Source organism: Paenimyroides ceti, from assembly GCF_030409925.1.
Genome location: NZ_JAUFQU010000024.1, coordinates 1 through 17980, shown reverse-complemented (window position 1 = coordinate 17980; position 17980 = coordinate 1). Strand labels below are relative to the sequence as shown.

Sequence of the window (17980 nt, the reverse complement as noted above, 5' to 3'; positions counted from 1 at the left end):
GTGTTATAATTATTAAAGACTTATTACGTGTTTAATATTAATGTTAAAAAACAGTTAATTTAGAATTTATATATTATCTTTAAATTAAGTTTTTTAAAACCTAATCGTTTTGAATATAAAATTCACAAGATGGGATTGGTATTTTTTATTTGAATAATATACTCGATTAATCCATTAATTAAAATGTTTAACATATGAAAAAAATCTACTTATTACTACTGGCATTATTACTTACTGTGCCGGTTCTTTCTCAGGAGGTTACTATTGGTACCGGAACCTCCACTCAGGTTTACCCGCTGGGTAACTATTATGGTTATGAAAGATCAGCTTCTTTATACAAAGCTTCTGAGCTTGTAAATACCGGCAATATCGCTGCACTCTCATGGTATGCTAATACGGGGGGATCAGGGGCTCGTCCAATAAAGATCTACTTAAAAGAGACAACTGCAAATACCATTACTGCATCAAATTGGGCAAGTATGACAGCAGGGGCAACTTTAGTCTATGATGGGTCAATGACTCCTATTGTAGGTTGGAATTTATTTATCCTGACAGCTACATTTAATTATTCTGGAAGTCTCAATAATTTATTAGTTTTAGTAGAAGCTAACTATGGGGGCACTGGTAATGGAGGAGGTACATCCGGTAACGGTATTCGTTATTCTACATCAGCAAATACGCATATGTATGTTAGAGCTGATAATTCACCACCTACAATATCGGGTACTGTGACTGGAAACAGACCAAATTTAAAACTTAATTTCGGACCTCTAATTACTTGTTTTGCACCAGCAACAGTAAGTGTATCTGCTGTGGGTAGTTCAACAGCAACCATTTCATGGACTGCTTCTGTTCCGGCTCCAGATAGTGGCTACGAATACGAAGTTAGAACAACAGGAGCACCTGGTAGTGGTGCAACAGGTTTAGTTACAACAGGTACAGTCGGAGCGGGTATTGTTACAGCAGATATTACCCAATTAACTCCAAATACATCTTATGTTATTTATGTAAGAGCTAATTGTGGTAACAGTAATTTTAGCTTATGGACTAATGGTACCCCTATAACAACGTCATGTGTTTCTGTAGATGTACCTTATACAGTACCAATTGATGCAGTAACTGTACCTGCCATTCCTTCTTGTGTAACGGTGCAAAATGTAAACAATGATAACAAAACGTGGATAAGTTATGCCGTGCAGACTGGATTTACCGGAAAGGTAATGGGATATCCTTATCATGGTACTAATGCCGCAAACGACTGGTTTTATACACAAGGTTTAAATCTAACAGCCGGACAGAGTTATCGTTTGAAATTTAAATACAGAGATACTGGTTACGTAGAAAAACTAAGAGTAAGTTATGGAACTTCTGTAGTAAATACAGCAATGACCAATGAGTTATTTACTGTAACTACCGGCACAGCAAGTGCTACAATTGAAAAGGTAATTGATTTTATTCCTACAACAACAGGGGTTTATTATATTGGTTTTCAAGCATATTCAGATGCCAATAAAAACATACTTTACGTAGGAGATATATCCGTTGATGTGTCACCAACCTGTTTCGTACCTGCAAACGTTGTAGTTAACGGCATTACAAAAAATGCTTCCGTAATTTCTTGGACAGCGCCAACACCAGCACCTGCAAACGGATATGAATACGAGATACGTACATCCGGAAATCCTGGAGAAACAGCAGGCTTAGTACAACAAGGCGTTACTGCGGCTGGAGTGACTACTGCTACTATTACACAGTTACTGTCTTCTACAGATTATCAGGTATATGTTAGATCAGTGTGTTCATCGCTTGATAGTAGCGTATGGACACCGGTTAAAGCCTTTAAAACTTTATGCGACTACCCGGATCTGGTAACTACAACACCAGATACTATCTGTGGTGTAGGGCAAGCCGAGTTGGCAGCGACTTATACAGCCGGAACCGTAAAATGGTATGCGGCAGCAACCGGAGGAGCAGCATTGGCAACCGGAAATACATTTACAACTCCGGAAATTAGTGCTACCACTTCGTATTGGGTGAGTTCTAATATTTCTGGTGGAGCTAATACAGCAGGTAGAACGGCACCATTGACAAACAGTACCTATATGGATACCGATACAGGATTAGTATTTAATGTTGTAGAAAGTGTAGAGTTACAATCAGTAGCCGTATATTCTACAGCGGCAGGAACTATAAATATTAAAATTGTAAATAGTGCCGGAACAGAATTATATGCTACTGGAAATGTCAATGTGACTAACGGAGGAATTACGACTCCGAATATTATTCCTTTAAACTTTACAGTACCAACCGGTACTGGTTACAGAATGGTAATAAAAAGTCACTCAGGAGCTAATTTGGTAAGAGAATCAGCTATTGGAGGCTTTCCTTACACAGGTACTGATGGAAACCTTGTCGTAACTAATGGTTACTTTTTAGGAACATCAGCAAGCTATTATTATTTTTATGATATACAATATATAGGCGGATGTTCTTCTCCTCGTACAGAAGTTGTTGCTACTGTTACAACTCCACCGGTATTAACTTTATCAGAAACTGAAATTGCAATTTGTAATGGTTCATCATCAGATGCTGTGACTGTTACAGCGGGCGCATCTGATTATGACGTATATACATGGTCACCGGCAACAGGTGTGTCAGGAGATGCTCAAAACGGATGGGTCTTCAATCCTTCAGTATCAACTGCCTACACTCTAACGGCATCACAAAGTGCAGGAGATCTGTGTGCTGTAATAAAAGAACTTCAGATTAATGTAAATGCAATTCCGGAGTTCGAAAGTCTTCCAGAAGAAATAAATATTTGTGTAGGAGAGATACAGGAATTAGACGGAGGAGTAGTCCTCGGTTTACAGGAGCTGATCAATGAAACATTTTCAAACGGAACTACATTGCCTGCTAACTGGCAGTCACAAGGCGGTGGCGTTTCAGTTGCCAATGCAAATACAGCAGGAGGAACTGCAAATCAGTTAAGAATTACAGGAAGTAGTTTTAGCAGTGTAACAAGAAGAGCATATTACGGACCAATTGATACGAGTGGTCTTCAGGAATTAACCCTTCAATGGAGAAATTATTTGAGTCATTACAGCTCAGCTTATAATTATTCCGTAAAAGTACAGACAAGTTCAAATGGAACAACATGGAATAACACTTCATGGATTACCAATCCGGTAACGGCAACACAGGCAGCAGGAATTGTTTCTACAGTTATCAATACAGCCGATGTAGGTTCCTCTACATTCTATGTATCATTCACTGTTGAAGGAGTTGATTTTGGAATGTATGACTGGAATATTGATGATGTACTATTGACAGCAGATCAGGAATATGAACTTGAATGGTCACCATTAGACAATTTGTATGAAGATGCAGAAGCTACTATTCCGTATAACGGGGCTACTCCTTTAGTAAAAGTATATTACAAGGCTGATACAGCTCAGGCGGCGACACCATATACGCTTACTATTACAAATCCAGCGAATTGTAGTGTAGAAAATACAGTAGAAATAACAGCATTAGAAAAACCGGTTATTGATCCTATTGCCAATCCATTACTATTCTGTGAAGCAACGAATGTAGTAGATATTACAGTGAATACTAATAATGAAGATAATATCATTAAATGGTATGCTTCATTGACTGCTACTGCAGAATTAACACAAATCAGTCAATCAGGTACATATTATGTACAGGCAAGTAACATTGCATGTAGTTCAGAAAGAATGGCTGTTCAAATTACTATTGTGGGAGCGCAACTTCCAACCGCTGCAGAAACACAATATTTCTGTGATGCCGGAACGGTAGCAGATTTGTCTGCAACAGTCGCAACCGGATTTACGGTTCGTTGGTATGATGCGGTCGCTTCTACAACGCCACTAAGTACAACAGCAGGTTTGGTAAACGGAGCGGTTTATTATGCAGCAACCTATCATGCTGGTTCAGCTTGTGAGTCACCTCGTATTCCTGTAACGGCAGTTGTAACACCGACACCATCTGCTATACCTGCACAGTCCATCAGTCTTTGTCAGACAACTAATTTTGGAGGATTACAATTGAGCAGTGTGCAAAATGCGACTCTAAAATGGTATGCATCTGCGACAGCAGTCCAGCCAATTGCTTCTACTGCCAATGTGACTAATGGAACTTATTACGTGTCTCAGACAGTCAACCAGTGTGAGTCAGCTCGTTCTCAGATTCAGATAACGGTTTATGCCGGACTGGAACGACCTGCTGCAGGAACTCATAATATCTGTGGGAGTGGTACAGTAGCAGATTTAACAGCTACAGGAGCCGTTGCAGGAGCTGTGTATAACTGGTATAACTCAGCAACTTCTACTACACCTTTAGCATTAAATACAGCTTTGGTTAGTGGTGTTTATTATGTATCACAGTCTATTTCCGGTTGTGAATCTCCAAGACGTTCCGTTACAGTACGCGTAATCACCCAGACAGCACCGGTAGTTAACTCCTTTGCTTTATGTGGTAGTGGTACAGTTTCCGATTTATATTTACCAACAGCTACTTTTGTAAGTTATAAATGGTATGCAACAGCGACCAGTACCGTAGAATTAGCACAAAATGTAGCTTTAACGACAGGAACCTATTATGTGTCAAGAATAGAATACGGATGTCCTTCCCAAAGAACAGCTGTGTCAGTGACAATTCTGGATCTTCCGTCAGCACCAACAGGAGCTGCAAATCAGAGTTTTACAGTAAACACTATTGGAGAAGCTACCATAGCTGATTTGGTGATGGATCAAACTAATGTAGTATGGTACATCACGGCGCTGGATGCTAAAAACGGCACCAATCCGTTACCTCCGGTAGCACCATTGGTGAGCGGTCAGACCTATTATGCTGTAATTATTGGTACTAACGGATGTCCAAGCTTACCAACAGCAGTTACAGTAGATATCACATTAGGAGTAGATGATTTCGATAAAACGAATCTGGTATATTATCCGAATCCGACGGCTGATGTTTTAAACATCCGTTATAAAAATACTATTGATGAGGTGATTGTTTATAATTTATTAGGACAAAAAGTGATGATGCAGCGTTATGATAACAACGAAGTACAATTAGATATGAGCGGATTGGCTTCCGGTAATTATCTGTTGGAATTGCATTCAGAAGGTCAGATTCAAATAATTAAAATCGTTAAGAAATAAGAATGTTTCTTTAAAGTCTAAGCCTGTCAGTAATGACAGGCTTTTTCTTTTGGTAATCAGACTCTTTTCTTTATAATTATTTGATATAACAGGTGAGAAAATTTATAGTAACTAATTATCAATAGATTATAAAAAAGAAAAAAGATGTTATAAATAACTTTCTTTGATAAACAGAAATTGAAGAAATCTATATAACAAAATATTCTATTTTATATTATTTATATAAATTCTAAAAAAATAAGGATAAGTAGATTTTTGTTCTTGTTTTTTTGTGATTATAGCATAAAAGTTAATTTAATTGGATTTTTTTTAAATTATTTTTTTCTAAATAAAAAAGAGGTAATTTCGAAACCTCTTTAATTTTTCATGCAAAATTATATCAAATTATGAGGATATAGAAGTGTATAATGAATTAAAGAAGTTGTTTAATTTCATAAATGATTTAATAATGAAAAAAATCTACTTACTACTACTACTTTTACTAATGTCCTTTTGGAGAATGGATGCGCAGGTTGGGTATGGGTTTTCTCATGAGATTGGTTTATTTCAGGAAAACAGTGCTTCGGCAACTACACTGACATCTGTACATGCAGATTCGGCAATTTCTGATGCCGTTTCTTTAGGATTTACTTTTAATTATGAAGGTGTAAATTATACCCAGTTTAAAATGTCCTCAAATGGATTTATCAGTTTTAATATGGGAGCCAGTACTTTGACTACCAATTCTTTTGTAGAAGCAAATCTCACGTCAAGACCAATAATTGCTCCTTTGTGGGATGATCTCGATGGTAGAGCAACAGGAGGTTCCAGAGCTTCTTATGAACTGACAGGTACAGTGCCCAATCGAGTAATGACGATTGAATGGAAAAACTGGGAATGGTTCTATGATAGTACTAATCCTGTAATTAGTTTTCAAATAAAGCTTTATGAAACTACAAATGTTATAGAGTTTATATACAGACAGGAATCAGGAAATGTAACTTCTTCAGCATCTGCCTCAATAGGTATTGGTGGAGCAACTGTAGCTAACGGATATTTAAATGTAACCAGTGTAACTGCACCTGCAGTTTCAAGTACTTCTCATGTAACGAATATCTCTGCTAAACCTGCCAATAACCAAGTGTTTAGATTTACACCACCTCCGCCTTGTAATGGTATGCCTGTAGGGGGTACGGTAAATGTTCAAAGTCAGATGATTTGTCCGGGGTCTACTCCAGCAATTATTAATGTAACAGGATATACACCTGTTGCAACTGCTTCAAATATTACTTATCAATGGGAAGAGTCTGATGATAATGGAGTTGCAGATGAATGGGCAAATGCTGTAGGAGGTTCAGGAGCAACTACAACAAGCTATACCCCACCTGCTTTTGGCGGAAACACAAAATATTACAGGCTAAAAGTTACTTGTACTGCAACAAATCAGTCAGCATATTCAGACGTATCGGTTGTCAATAATATGACTCTTCCTGCAACCGCAGCTCATACAATTACCTTCACAGAAGTGACACCAACCACTATGAAGATCAATTGGACAAATGGTAATGGCAACAGAAGGTATGTTGTGATCAATACAACAAATACGTTTACAGATCCGGTAAGCGGAACTGGTCCGGCAATCTCAGGAGTTAATACTTCTTATTCAGGAGCTGGACAACAAATTGTTTACGACGGAACAGGGAGTGCTGTTACCGTAACCAATTTAGTATGTAATACAACTTATTATGTAAGAGTGTACGAATATAACAGATGTGGGACTACTGCTCCGTTTACATATTATTACAATATAACGAATTCTACGACAAATCCTGCTTCTCAGTTATCAAACTATCCAGTTGTTTCAATGCCTCAGTCTGTAAATTTTACAGGATTTACTGGATCTAATTTAACAACAGTTTTTCCTAACTGGAGAGAAGGTAGTGGTGCTGATAAACCTGTTGGAACTACTTCTTTATGGGCAGAAAGTACGATTTTGGGAGTGCCTACTGCCAAAATAAACTTATATAACAATAACAGAAAGGAATGGATTGTATCTAATAAAATAACTGTTAATGCGGCTTCAAGAATTAATTTCAAAGCGGCTATTACTAAATATAATCTGGGAACCGCGCATGAAGATGGAATGCAAGGTACAGATGATAAAGTACAGGTAATGATCTCTGTTGATGGGTGTGGAGATAACTGGTCTCCATTATTTACCTTCAATGCAGCCAATACTTCTTCTCTTGTCAACGTATTAACGGATTATACTGTAAATATACCTGTACAATATATAGGACAGGATGTAATGGTAGCATTTTTTGCTTCAGATGGCCCTGTTGATGACCTACCGGACTATGATTTTCATATTACCAATATAGTTGTAGAAAATATTCCTAATTGTGAATTGCCTACCAATGTAGTAATTTCGGGAGTGACAAAGAATTCAGCCGTAATCACTTGGGAAGCGTCATCTTCGTCATCTCTTTTAGGATATACGTATGAAGTTAGAACCACCGGTGCTCCGGGGAGTGGTGCTCAGGGATTGGCTTCCAGTGGAACCTTAAATGATATTCTTACTTATACAGCTACGGGATTATTACCAGCTACAACGTATAATGTTTATATAAGAACTCAATGTCAGACAACCGTATTCAGCGAATGGACAATCATGAAGACTTTTACGACTTTATGTGACTATCCGGATGTTTTAACTACGACTCCGGGGACATTGTGTGGTATAGGGACAACTGTTTTGAGTGCTACTACTGATGCAACAGGTACTCTGAGATGGTACACAAGTCCAACAAGTAGGTTTCCTGTGTTTACGGGAGCATCTTTTCAAACACCAGAGATAAGCGAGACTACCAGTTATTATGTAGCTGCTTCTGCAGGTACTGTAAATGATAATATTTATTTGGGTACAGCTACAACTGCTTCAAGTGATTTAGGATATTCTCCGTTTACTTATGGTTGGGGAGGTTATAAATATCAATACACTTATAAGGCAGAAGAACTAATTGCAGCAGGTCTTACTGCGGGACCCATCACTTCCTTAGCTTTGGATGTGCTTACAGCAGGTGCGAACAGAAATGATTTTACTATTTATTTAGGACATACCACTCAGACTGCCGCTACAACAACTCATGTGTCCGGTACAACATTGGTATATTCCAATGCCAATCAACCGGTTACAGCGGGTTCTAATCAATATATTTTTGCAACACCATTTCAATGGGATGGAGTTAGTAATGTAGTGGTTCAGTTTTGCTGGAGTAATAATAATTCAGGTGTAAGTGGCCAATCAACACAAATACGCTATCATGTAACACCTTTTAATTCTCTTACAGCAACATATGCTGATAATAAAACAGCGGCACAGATTTTAGCTACAATGTCCGGATCTGTAGATTCAAGTGGTAATACGGCTACGTATGCCAACAGAGCAAATATGGTTTTTAATTCTACTTGTATTTCACCGAGAGTAGAAGTACTTGCAACTGTAAATCCGGCACCTTCGCTTGAATTGTCAACTGCTGTTTTAGAAATATGTGAGGGAAGTGATTCAACTGCTGTTACGATTATAACAGGAGCGTCTGAGTATGATGTTTATACCTGGGAGCCATCAACAGGCATCTCGGGAGATGCTCAAAACGGATGGATTTTCAATCCTTCAGTATCAACTGTCTACACTCTAACGGCATCGCAAAGTACGGGAACTATGTGTAGAATAATAAAGGAGCTCCAGATAAATGTAAAAGAATTGCCGGAGTTTCAAAGTCTTCCTGAAGAAATAAATGTATGTGTAGGAGAAATACAGGAGTTAGATGGAGGAGTGGTACTTGGTGAACAGGAACTGCTTAATGAAACCTTTTCTAATGGGACTACATTACCTGCTAACTGGCAGACACAAGGTGGGGGTGTTTCGGTTGTAAATGCAAATACAGCAGGAGGAACTGCTAATGAACTAAAAATTACAGGAAGTAGTTTTAGTAATGTAATAAGAAGAGCATATTACGGTCCTATTGATACAAGTGGTCTTCAGGAATTAACCCTGCAATGGAGAAATTTTTTAAACCATTATAGTGGAAATTATAATTATTCCGTAAAAGTACAGACAAGTTCTGACGGAACTACATGGAATAATACTTCATGGGTAACAAATCCTGTAACGGCAACACAGGCAGCAGGAATTGTTTCTACTGTTATCAATACTGCTGATGTAGGTTCTTCTACATTCTACGTTTCGTTTACTGTCGAAGGGGTTGATTTTGGAATGCATAACTGGAATATTGATGATGTATTATTGACAGCAGATCAGGAATATCAACTTGAATGGTCGCCGTCTGATAATTTATATGAAGATGCTGAAGCTACTGTTCCTTATAGCGGAACTATTCCTTTAGCAAAAGTATATTATAAAGCTAATACGGTTGAGGTACCTACACAGTACACACTTACTATTACAAATCCTGCGAATTGTAGTGTAGAAAATACGGTAGAAATAACAACCTTAGAAAAACCGGTTATTGATCCTGTAACCAATCCAATATCATTCTGTGATGCAACGAATGTCGAGGATATTACAATAAACACTAATAATGAAGATAATATCATCAAATGGTATGCTTCCTTGGCGTCAACTACTGAATTAACGCAGATCAGTCAATCAGGAACATATTATGTAGAGGCCGTGGGAATTGCTTGTAATTCTGAAAGAGTGGCTGTTCAGATAACTATTGTTGATGCACAGCTTCCAACTGTTATAGAAACACAATATTTCTGTGATGCCGGAACCGTAGCAGATTTGTCTGCAACAGTGGGAACAGGATTTACGATCCGCTGGTATGATGCTGTAGCTTCTACAACACCATTAAGTGAAACAACAGATTTAGTAAACGGTGTAGTTTATTATGCAGCTACTTATCATGCAGATTCAGGTTGTGAGTCGCCTCGAATACCGGTAACAGCAGTTATAACACCTACTCCGTCAGCTATACCTGCTCAGGCAATCAGTTTATGTCAGTCAACTCAATTCGGAGGATTGCAATTGAGTGCTATGCCAAATGCTACTTTAAAATGGTATGTTTCCATGACAGCTACTCAGCCGATTTCTTCTTCACTAATAGTAACCACTGGTACGTATTATGTGTCTCAGATAATTAATAGCTGTGAATCGGTTCGTTCTCAAATTCAGATTGCGGTATATGCCGGATTAGAAAGACCTGCTGCGAACACACATAATATTTGTGGTAGCGGAACGGTAGCAGATTTAACAGCTACAGGAGCTGTTGCTGGAGCTGTATATAACTGGTATAACTCAGCAACTTCTACAACACCATTGGCATTAACTGCTGCATTAACAAGTGGAGTGTATTATGTATCCCAGTCTATTGAAGGCTGTGAGTCTCCAAGACGCTCTGTAACCGTTAAGATCATCAATCAAACAGCGCCTGTAGTAAATGCATTTGTACTATGTGGTAGCGGAACTGTTGCAGATTTATATTTACCGACTGCTACGTATGTAACTTACAGATGGTATGCAACAGCGACGAGTACAGTAGAATTAGCGCAAAATGTTGCCTTAACTACAGGAACGTATTATGTAGCAAGAGTAGAGCATGGTTGTGTGTCTCAGAGAACAGCTGTTACGGTTACGATAGCAGATCTTCCTTCATCACCGACAGGAGAAACCAGTCAAAACTTTACAGTAAACACTATTGGAGAAGCTACCATCGCTGATTTGGTAATGGATCAGACCAATATTGTATGGTATATCACTGAAGCAGATGCTAAGAACGGAAACAATGCACTTCCTGCTGAGGCACCTTTAGTAAGTGGTCAAACCTACTATGCTGTTATTATCGGAACCAATGGATGTCCAAGTTTGCCAACGGCGGTTACAGTAGTAATCACATTAGGAATGGATGATTTCGATAAAACGAATTTAGTATTCTATCCAAATCCTACGTCAGATATTTTAAACATCCGTTACAAAAATAACATTGATCAATTAGTAGTGTATAACCTTTTAGGACAAAAGGTAATGATGCAGCGTTTTGATAACAATGAAATACAATTGGATATGAGCGCTCTGGCTTCAGGGAATTACCTGATAGAGTTACATTCAGATAATCAAATACAGATAATAAAAGTAGTTAGAAAATAAATTTTATCTGCGATTATATAAAGAAGAGACCTGCTATAACAAGCAGGTCTCTTTTTTTTAAAATTATTATTATTTTTGTTAAAAACAACACTTTTTTTGTAGTTTTTTCTGCATATCTTTTTTATAAACACATAAAAAAGATATATTTGGCAACCATTAAACTATATTGATATGAATAAAACTATTTTTTTTCTGTTATTATTTAAATTGATAGCGGGGACTATGGCTGTAAATGCCCAAACCTATCAGACTTTGAATATCAACGGATTCAATCATGATGTGATTGCAAACGGCGTCGGAACTGCTGCCAGTTCAACGACAACAGATGTAGACGGTGTAAGCTATTGCTTTAAGTCTATTGATTGGCAGCTAACAGCTACTTCAACACCTCAGACTTCGGGATTTCCTCAAAGCGGAATTATCAATTCGGCAGCAACTACAGGATTAACGTACCAGTTACAGAATTATTCATCCAATAATGCAATCCGATTGGTCAGTACAGCAACAAACATTACTTCTGTAGTAACAGGTACTGTTAAGGCTAAAAAACTATTTGTTCTGGCAACTTCAGGAAGCGGAGCTTCAAATTTAGAATGTGTAGTAACATTTCAGGATGATACAACGGAATCTTTTCTTACCAATCCGGTTGCAGACTGGTTCAACGGTACTAACCCTCCTGTTGCTTATAGCGGTTTTGGAAGAATTAACCGAAATAATAATGGAGTAGAAAATTCAACTACCAATCCAAGACTATATCAGATAACATTAAATATAGCAATAGCAAATCAGGCAAAAGAAATCAAGTCAATTAAATTTACCAGAGGAACAACTTCTTCTGGTGTGATCAATATTTTGCTGTATCTGCAGAAATTTTAGGCACATGTCCGAGTCCTGATGCAGTTCTCATCAACGCTATCACTACCAATACAGCTACTGCTACTCTCACACCTCCTGCGCTTATTCCATCCACAGGATACGATTATGAAGTCAGAACTACAGGAGCTGGCGGATCAGGATCTGATGGGTTGGTAACATCAGGAACCGTTTCTTCCAATAGCACGGTGGCTGATTTAACAGGTTTGCCGGCTTCTCAAACTCTCAATTTTTACATACGCTCCAATTGTGGTGCAACAGATCAGGGAGTTTGGACGGGACCTTATTCTTTTACTATGCTGTGTGATGATTTTGGAGCATTCTATGAAAACTTTGACAATCAGCGGTAGGTTCAACGACAAATCCCAGCTTGCCTACCTGTTGGGGGTTATTGATGATGGCACAGGATATTTATATACCAGTAGTCCGTTCTCCAACAAATGAGTAGCAAAGGAATGCCTGAAAGTATGCGGACTACCTTTTTGCGAACTCCAGCCAGATACTCAGCTCTTTTACTATGTAAAAACCATAGCTCTTGAAAGCTGCGTACCTCTTCTGTAAAAAAGAACATCCTCATAAGAAGAAACTATTTTTAAATGTTTTTTATTTCATCTTTATACAGGATAATCCATTTAACCGCTGATTCTGATATTGGTACAAATCGTTGTTTTGTTTCCTTTACCTGTTATTACAATAAAACCTTCTTCAAAATACAAATCAGAAATTTTAAGATTGATTAATTCTGAAAACCGAAGGCCACAGCTATATAGCGTTTCCAGCATTGCTTTATTCCGCATTCCTTCGTCCTTAGACATATCAATACACGCAATCATAGCGTCTATTTATTCCATCGACAATACATCAGGAAAGCTTTCTTCCCTGACGTGGTAATTCGATAAAAATAACCGGATGCTTCACTATATATTTTTCCAGTAGTAAAAAGTCAAAAAAACTTTTTAAGGAAGAAAGTATACGTGATTGGTACTGGGAGCTATAAATTCTGAATCTCATAATAAAGCTCCTTACGATTTCCTCATCTATATCTTCTATTTTTATTTGCAGGATAGGATTTATTAATATACTGTTGAAATTTTGTCAGGTCAAAATCATAAACTCAAAATGGTATTTAGAAAGACCTCTTTCAAGTTTTAGATAATCATTAAAAAGTTTTCTGTAATTTTTCCAGGAAATCGAATTTTGTCTCATAAAAAAAACCATCTATAAAAGATGGTTCATTTTACGATTTTTATTTTTTTTTAAAAACGGTATCCTACAGAAACCTGAATAACAGAATTATTTAACGGATCTGTTTTGATATGTTTGTTGATGAAATTACCTGACCTATAAGCTGTTGATACATCTCGTCTGTCATACCGGGAGTTTTTGCCGGAATTGGCACTTTCTTATCGTCATTATCAAGTTTGTAAACATCCTGAAGTCCGTAATAGTACCTTCCGTGATAAAAAAACCATTGTTAAGATAAACGGAAAAACCCGCAGTAACACCATAATCCAACATTTCATAAAAATCTTTTGGCTTATTGCTTCGGTATCCGGCTTCAAATAATGCCTCTTCCAAACCGCTTGAAGATTTACCAAATTACGCACAGGATTATATCTGTTCATATCATATTGACCACTTGCTGCTACCATATAAAAACCAACCTGACCTCCCAATTCTACAGAAAAATTATCACTCACATAATATTTTACCTGTAATGGCAGATACAGATAATGATGTGTTACATCCTCCAGCCTCTCAGTACCATTGATTTTATAAGTTGTCAGATCATACTGATCATATTCAATTCCTTTATACCCTTGCATTGAGTACATTAATTCCAACTGTAATGCGAACTTTTTGTAGTAGGATAACGGATACTCAACAAAAGCACCTACATGAACACCAGGCTTATAATCCTGTCCGTTTTTCACCGGATAACGTTGACATGTTTCCTCCTATTTTCATTCCCGTTTCAAACGGGTTATTGGGATTACGCTGAGCTGTTGCAGTCAATGACAGAAATGCTATGGCTCCGAGTGACAGTATAAATTTTTTCATGTAAACAATGATTTATTTTATAGAATAATATAACAATTATACAAAAAAATTAGAAATCTACATAAATATATAAACAAAAAAAGCCTTTCGGAATTCCGAAAGGCTTAAAGATTCTTCTATAATAATTAGAATTTGTAAGTCAAACCAAATGTAGCTGCATCAAAGAAATTATTGAAAACATTGATGTTTCCATTAAATTCAGATACATTTTCACCACCTTTAACTTTTCCTGATCTGTAAGACAATACGTCAGACAATATCGAAGTTAATAGGGATTTTGGAGTTACAAAATAGTTGATCCCTAAAAACCAGCTCCAGCAGAAAAACCAGTTACATCTGGATTTTTAACCCTGCAGTTCAGTTTAGTAGAAGCATATCCTAAACCAACTTCTGTATACGTTTTAAATCTCTACCTAATTCCAAGAAATAGTAAACGACCAAATGCTCCGATGAACATATCGTTTTGCTTAAAGTAACTGTAGATCCTGCTTTAGTCTTATCAGTACCGATACCAAGTTGAACTCCAACTGCAAATTTATCAGAAACAAATAATCCTGCTTTAGGTGCGAAGTTGAAAGAATTTTCTTTTACATCTGTATTCTTGTCGTTAGTTGAGTTAAAAGATACATTTCCTTCTAAAAATAACATCTCCTTCTTTAAATCCAAATTCTTGATCCTGAGCCTGTGCACTATAACCTAATGCAACAACTGCTAAACTTAATACAATTTTTTCATTTCAATTATTTTTTTGTTGCCGCAAATTTAATACAAAATAACATTTGTTTAAAACAGTTTTTTTTATTAAAATGTCAACTATTTTAAATTTATAAAATAATATATTCAAAAAAAACAACATTATTATAATCAATATCAAACAATAAGCAACAACTAAAGTAATTTTCATTAACAAAACTCTTATTATTAAAATTTTCATAATTTTTTAAGAGTTCTATATACATTTAAAACTATTTTTTTACCTTTAAATTTGTTTGATGAAAAAAATTTTGATTATAACGGTCCTAATCTCAACCTTCTTGGAAAAGAGAACCAGCCATTTATGGTTCGGATTCCTTTGACGAGTTCCTGTCTCATTTACAAGAAGAATTTCCTCAGGTTGCAATCGATTATTTTCAAAGTAATGTAGAGGGTGAACTCATTTATAAAATTCAGGAAGCAGGTTATGATTATATGACGGAATTGTATTAAATGCTGCTGCCTATACCCATACATCCATTGCTATTGCAGATGCTGTAAAGGCAATTACCACACCTGTGATAGAAGTACATATATCCAATACGTATAGTAGAGAAATATACAGACATCATCATTCATCGCACCGGTCTGCCAGGGAATCATTATCGGATTGGGTTAAATTCCTATAAATTGGCCATTCAATCTTTTTTTATAGAATGAAAATATTGGTTCTTATAGTGCTCTTCTTTTTTCCATATTGTCTCATGCTCAAATAACAGGAAAAGTAACTACCAAAGATGGTACTCCAATATCGTATGTAAATGTTTCGGTTGAAAAACACCTTTTTTTCTACAATTGCCAATGAAAATGGTTTATTTGACCTTGATGTTCCTAAAAAAGGGAAATACCAGCTTGTTTTTCAACAATTAGGTTATAAAACACTGATAAAAAAGTAACAGCAGACAAATTTCCTTTTGAAATTAATGTATCAATGGAAGAAGTAAGCTTCTGTCTTGGATGAAATGCTGATCGAAACTCCGAGGGAAAAGATAAAGCAACATGGATCATAAAAAAAAGCCAGTGAACATCGAAAAAAGAATGATGCTCGTATAAAAAAGTATTACCTCTGATTTTTATTCAAAAGGGTCCATTCAGGTTATAGATTATCCCAAAAAGTTTTTAGGCTATAATATTGAAGAACTCGATCCTAACCTCAAAATTGATTCGCTCAAGAATAGAATTCATTTACTTGTCTGAAACTTTTCTCTAAAATAGCTGTAGAAAAACCGAATCATTATAAAGAAGAGATAAAAGCTTCAAAAATCAGCGGTAACGATAACGGATTTAGCTTTAATTCCGGCCTTAGTGCTAATTTTGATTTTTATCAGAATATTGCTTATTATTCATGGAAACTTGTTTCACCATTAGCTCCGATTGCTCCGAGTTATTATAATTTAAGCTTATGGAAGCCTTTACAGACGACCAGACCGAACAGCTTATATACAAAATTGAAGTAAAGCCAAAACGTACCAGCGAACCTGTACTTGATGGATATATATACATCGTTGATGGTTCATGGGAAATATATGCTATCGATGCAACTGTGAAAGGAAACAAGTAGAAGTACCCCAGATTGATGATTTCTTTATCAGGCAGACGTTCTCTTATATAAAAGACCATAATGCATGGATTAAAAATAGCCAGATTATTGATTTCAACGGTAAGATACTTGTATTTAAATTCAAAGGAAACTTTATTATATCTATAATAATTTAGAAGAAATTCCTTCTTTCCTGGCTAAGACATTTTCAAATGAAATCATTACTTTTCAACCGGGTTCTAACAATCGCTCTAAGAATTTTGGCAAGAAAACAGACCCATACCGTTGACAAAACTATTGAATATAGAGATTATAACGAAAATGATAAAAAACTTGCGGAAAGCAGTACAAGGGCTTATCAGGATTCTTTAGACAAGGTCCATAATAAATTCAATCTGTTTAAGTTGGTACAGGGCTATAAATACCGAAACAGCTACAACAACCGCACCTATAAATACAACGGACTTTTATCTTTTTTGCCTTTAATGCCGTTCAAGGTTTTAATGTCACTACCGGACTGTCTTATCTCAAAGAAAACCCTACCAAGAAAACATTTTATGAAGTAGGCGGACTTATAAATTATGGGTATCGCAGAAAACAAGCCTCGTTTTCCGGATTTTACTCACAGTTATTTGATCGTGTGTATTACTCAAAACTTGATATTACCGGAGGTTCAACTGTACATCAGGTTTGGAGAAGATTATCCCATAAAAAAAAATCATCAACTCCATCAGCTCTTCCTGGTTTGGAAAAAACTATGCAAAATTTTACCACAAAGATTTTTATCCGTGTACAGTATGAACAGGAAGTTTATAATGGTATTTTTACCAGGGCTGACATAGAATATTGCAAATCGTACACCTTTGTTTAATCAGGTAAAAAACTCTCCGTTTGTAAAGAACAAATCCTTTTCATCCAATAAACCTGTCGATCCGGATAATCTTTCCGATGCAGGATTTATCGAAAACCATATTGTAAAATTGAAATTGAATGCATACCATCAGTTTGACCAGAAATACATTATGTATCCTTATAAAAGAAAACTACAAGAATACTAAATATCCTTTACTTAATCTGAATTATGAAAAAAGGCTTTGCTTCGTCAGAAAAAAGCTATAATTATGAATTGTTGGGAGCCTCACTTAAATTACAATACCTCTCTGGGCTATATCGGTAATTTTGGCGGATTTATTAACGGAGGTTTTTTCATTAATGCCAGCAACATCGCTTTTATGGATTACAAGCATTTTTATGAAATGAAACCTTTGTAGGTACAACTAAAGATTACCTTCAAAACTTTATTTTACTACCCTATTACAGTCACAGTACAAACAACACCTTTTTAGAAAGCCATTTTGAACACAATTTTTAAAGGATTTATACTGAATAAGTTCCGCTTATCAATAAATTTCAATGGAA

The 17980-nt window shown here is 36.4% G+C and carries 19 protein-coding genes and 2 pseudogenes; 11 read left to right on the top strand and 10 right to left on the bottom strand.

Annotated features, from left to right (window positions below; all coding sequences use genetic code 11):
• Positions 1-194: 194 nt before the first annotated feature.
• From QW060_RS19645 to QW060_RS19635, 3 genes are all read left to right on the top strand, one after another.
• Positions 195-5186, top strand: a complete 4992-nt coding sequence (locus QW060_RS19645) for an Ig-like domain-containing protein (protein ID WP_290361921.1) — start codon at positions 195-197, stop codon at positions 5184-5186.
• Between the two features lie 448 nt (positions 5187-5634).
• A complete protein-coding gene (locus QW060_RS19640) occupies positions 5635-11334 on the top strand; it encodes an Ig-like domain-containing protein (RefSeq protein ID WP_290361922.1) in 5700 nt (1899 codons plus the stop codon).
• 171 nt (positions 11335-11505) lie between these two features.
• Complete coding sequence (locus QW060_RS19635; RefSeq protein WP_290364981.1) at positions 11506-12210, top strand: hypothetical protein; 705 nt, start codon at positions 11506-11508, stop codon at positions 12208-12210.
• Here QW060_RS19635 and QW060_RS19630 read toward each other — a convergent pair.
• Positions 12179-12304: a hypothetical protein gene (locus QW060_RS19630; RefSeq protein WP_290364980.1), complete on the bottom strand. Its 126-nt coding sequence runs from the start codon at positions 12302-12304 to the stop codon at positions 12179-12181. The genes QW060_RS19635 and QW060_RS19630 overlap by 32 nt on opposite strands.
• Before the next feature lie 55 nt (positions 12305-12359).
• Between QW060_RS19630 and QW060_RS19625 the strand changes: the two genes are divergently transcribed.
• Entirely contained in the window at positions 12360-12557 is a 198-nt protein-coding gene (locus tag QW060_RS19625) for a hypothetical protein (RefSeq protein ID WP_290364979.1), read from the top strand.
• Between the two features lie 38 nt (positions 12558-12595).
• Here QW060_RS19625 and QW060_RS19620 read toward each other — a convergent pair whose 3' ends face one another.
• The 7 genes from QW060_RS19620 to QW060_RS19590 all read right to left on the bottom strand — a co-directional run bounded on the left by QW060_RS19620 (position 12596) and on the right by QW060_RS19590 (position 14958).
• The gene (locus QW060_RS19620) at positions 12596-12784 is read right to left on the bottom strand and encodes a hypothetical protein (RefSeq protein ID WP_290364978.1); all 189 of its coding nucleotides are present in this window, start codon (positions 12782-12784) and stop codon (positions 12596-12598) included.
• A gap of 55 nt (positions 12785-12839) precedes the next feature.
• Positions 12840-13040, bottom strand: a complete 201-nt coding sequence (locus tag QW060_RS19615) for a tyrosine-type recombinase/integrase (RefSeq protein ID WP_290364977.1) — start codon at positions 13038-13040, stop codon at positions 12840-12842.
• A 28-nt stretch (positions 13041-13068) separates the two neighbouring features.
• Entirely contained in the window at positions 13069-13218 is a 150-nt protein-coding gene (locus QW060_RS19610; protein WP_290364976.1) for a hypothetical protein, read from the bottom strand.
• 404 nt (positions 13219-13622) lie between these two features.
• Positions 13623-14141 (bottom strand): porin family protein, encoded by a 519-nt coding sequence (locus tag QW060_RS19605; RefSeq protein ID WP_290364975.1) that lies wholly within the window; start codon positions 14139-14141, stop codon positions 13623-13625.
• On the bottom strand, positions 14119-14268 hold the full coding sequence (locus tag QW060_RS19600) for a hypothetical protein (RefSeq protein WP_290364974.1): 150 nt from the start codon (positions 14266-14268) through the stop codon (positions 14119-14121). Before QW060_RS19600 ends, QW060_RS19605 begins: the two co-directional genes overlap by 23 nt.
• Before the next feature lie 125 nt (positions 14269-14393).
• A complete protein-coding gene (locus tag QW060_RS19595) occupies positions 14394-14525 on the bottom strand; it encodes a hypothetical protein (protein WP_290364973.1) in 132 nt (43 codons plus the stop codon).
• A gap of 121 nt (positions 14526-14646) precedes the next feature.
• Positions 14647-14958, bottom strand: coding sequence for a hypothetical protein (locus QW060_RS19590; RefSeq protein WP_290364972.1), 312 nt, complete (start codon positions 14956-14958; stop codon positions 14647-14649).
• A gap of 295 nt (positions 14959-15253) precedes the next feature.
• On the opposite strand from QW060_RS19590, the pseudogene QW060_RS19585 reads away from it, so the two are divergent.
• Positions 15254-15681, top strand: a pseudogene (locus QW060_RS19585) (type II 3-dehydroquinate dehydratase).
• Here the strand turns inward: QW060_RS19585 and QW060_RS19580 are convergent.
• Both QW060_RS19580 and QW060_RS19575 read right to left on the bottom strand, forming a co-directional pair.
• Positions 15671-15823 (bottom strand): hypothetical protein, encoded by a 153-nt coding sequence (locus QW060_RS19580; protein ID WP_290364971.1) that lies wholly within the window; start codon positions 15821-15823, stop codon positions 15671-15673. The pseudogene QW060_RS19585 and the gene QW060_RS19580 overlap by 11 nt on opposite strands.
• A gap of 29 nt (positions 15824-15852) precedes the next feature.
• Complete coding sequence (locus QW060_RS19575; RefSeq protein WP_290364970.1) at positions 15853-16029, bottom strand: hypothetical protein; 177 nt, start codon at positions 16027-16029, stop codon at positions 15853-15855.
• A gap of 185 nt (positions 16030-16214) precedes the next feature.
• Between QW060_RS19575 and QW060_RS28580 the strand changes: the two are divergent.
• The 6 genes and pseudogenes from QW060_RS28580 (at position 16215) to QW060_RS19545 (ending at position 17832) form a co-directional block, all read left to right on the top strand.
• A pseudogene (locus QW060_RS28580) lies at positions 16215-16582 on the top strand (DUF5686 family protein).
• Positions 16537-16737, top strand: a complete 201-nt coding sequence (locus QW060_RS19565; protein WP_290364968.1) for a hypothetical protein — start codon at positions 16537-16539, stop codon at positions 16735-16737. Before QW060_RS28580 ends, QW060_RS19565 begins: the two are co-directional and overlap by 46 nt.
• A gap of 36 nt (positions 16738-16773) precedes the next feature.
• Entirely contained in the window at positions 16774-17127 is a 354-nt protein-coding gene (locus tag QW060_RS19560) for a DUF5686 family protein (protein ID WP_290364967.1), read from the top strand.
• On the top strand, positions 17016-17432 hold the full coding sequence (locus QW060_RS19555; RefSeq protein ID WP_317623209.1) for a DUF5686 family protein: 417 nt from the start codon (positions 17016-17018) through the stop codon (positions 17430-17432). Before QW060_RS19560 ends, QW060_RS19555 begins: the two co-directional genes overlap by 112 nt.
• Positions 17425-17619 (top strand): hypothetical protein, encoded by a 195-nt coding sequence (locus QW060_RS19550; protein ID WP_290364966.1) that lies wholly within the window; start codon positions 17425-17427, stop codon positions 17617-17619. Before QW060_RS19555 ends, QW060_RS19550 begins: the two co-directional genes overlap by 8 nt.
• Before the next feature lie 63 nt (positions 17620-17682).
• Positions 17683-17832: a hypothetical protein gene (locus QW060_RS19545; protein WP_290364965.1), complete on the top strand. Its 150-nt coding sequence runs from the start codon at positions 17683-17685 to the stop codon at positions 17830-17832.
• The last annotated feature ends 148 nt before the right edge of the window (positions 17833-17980 follow it).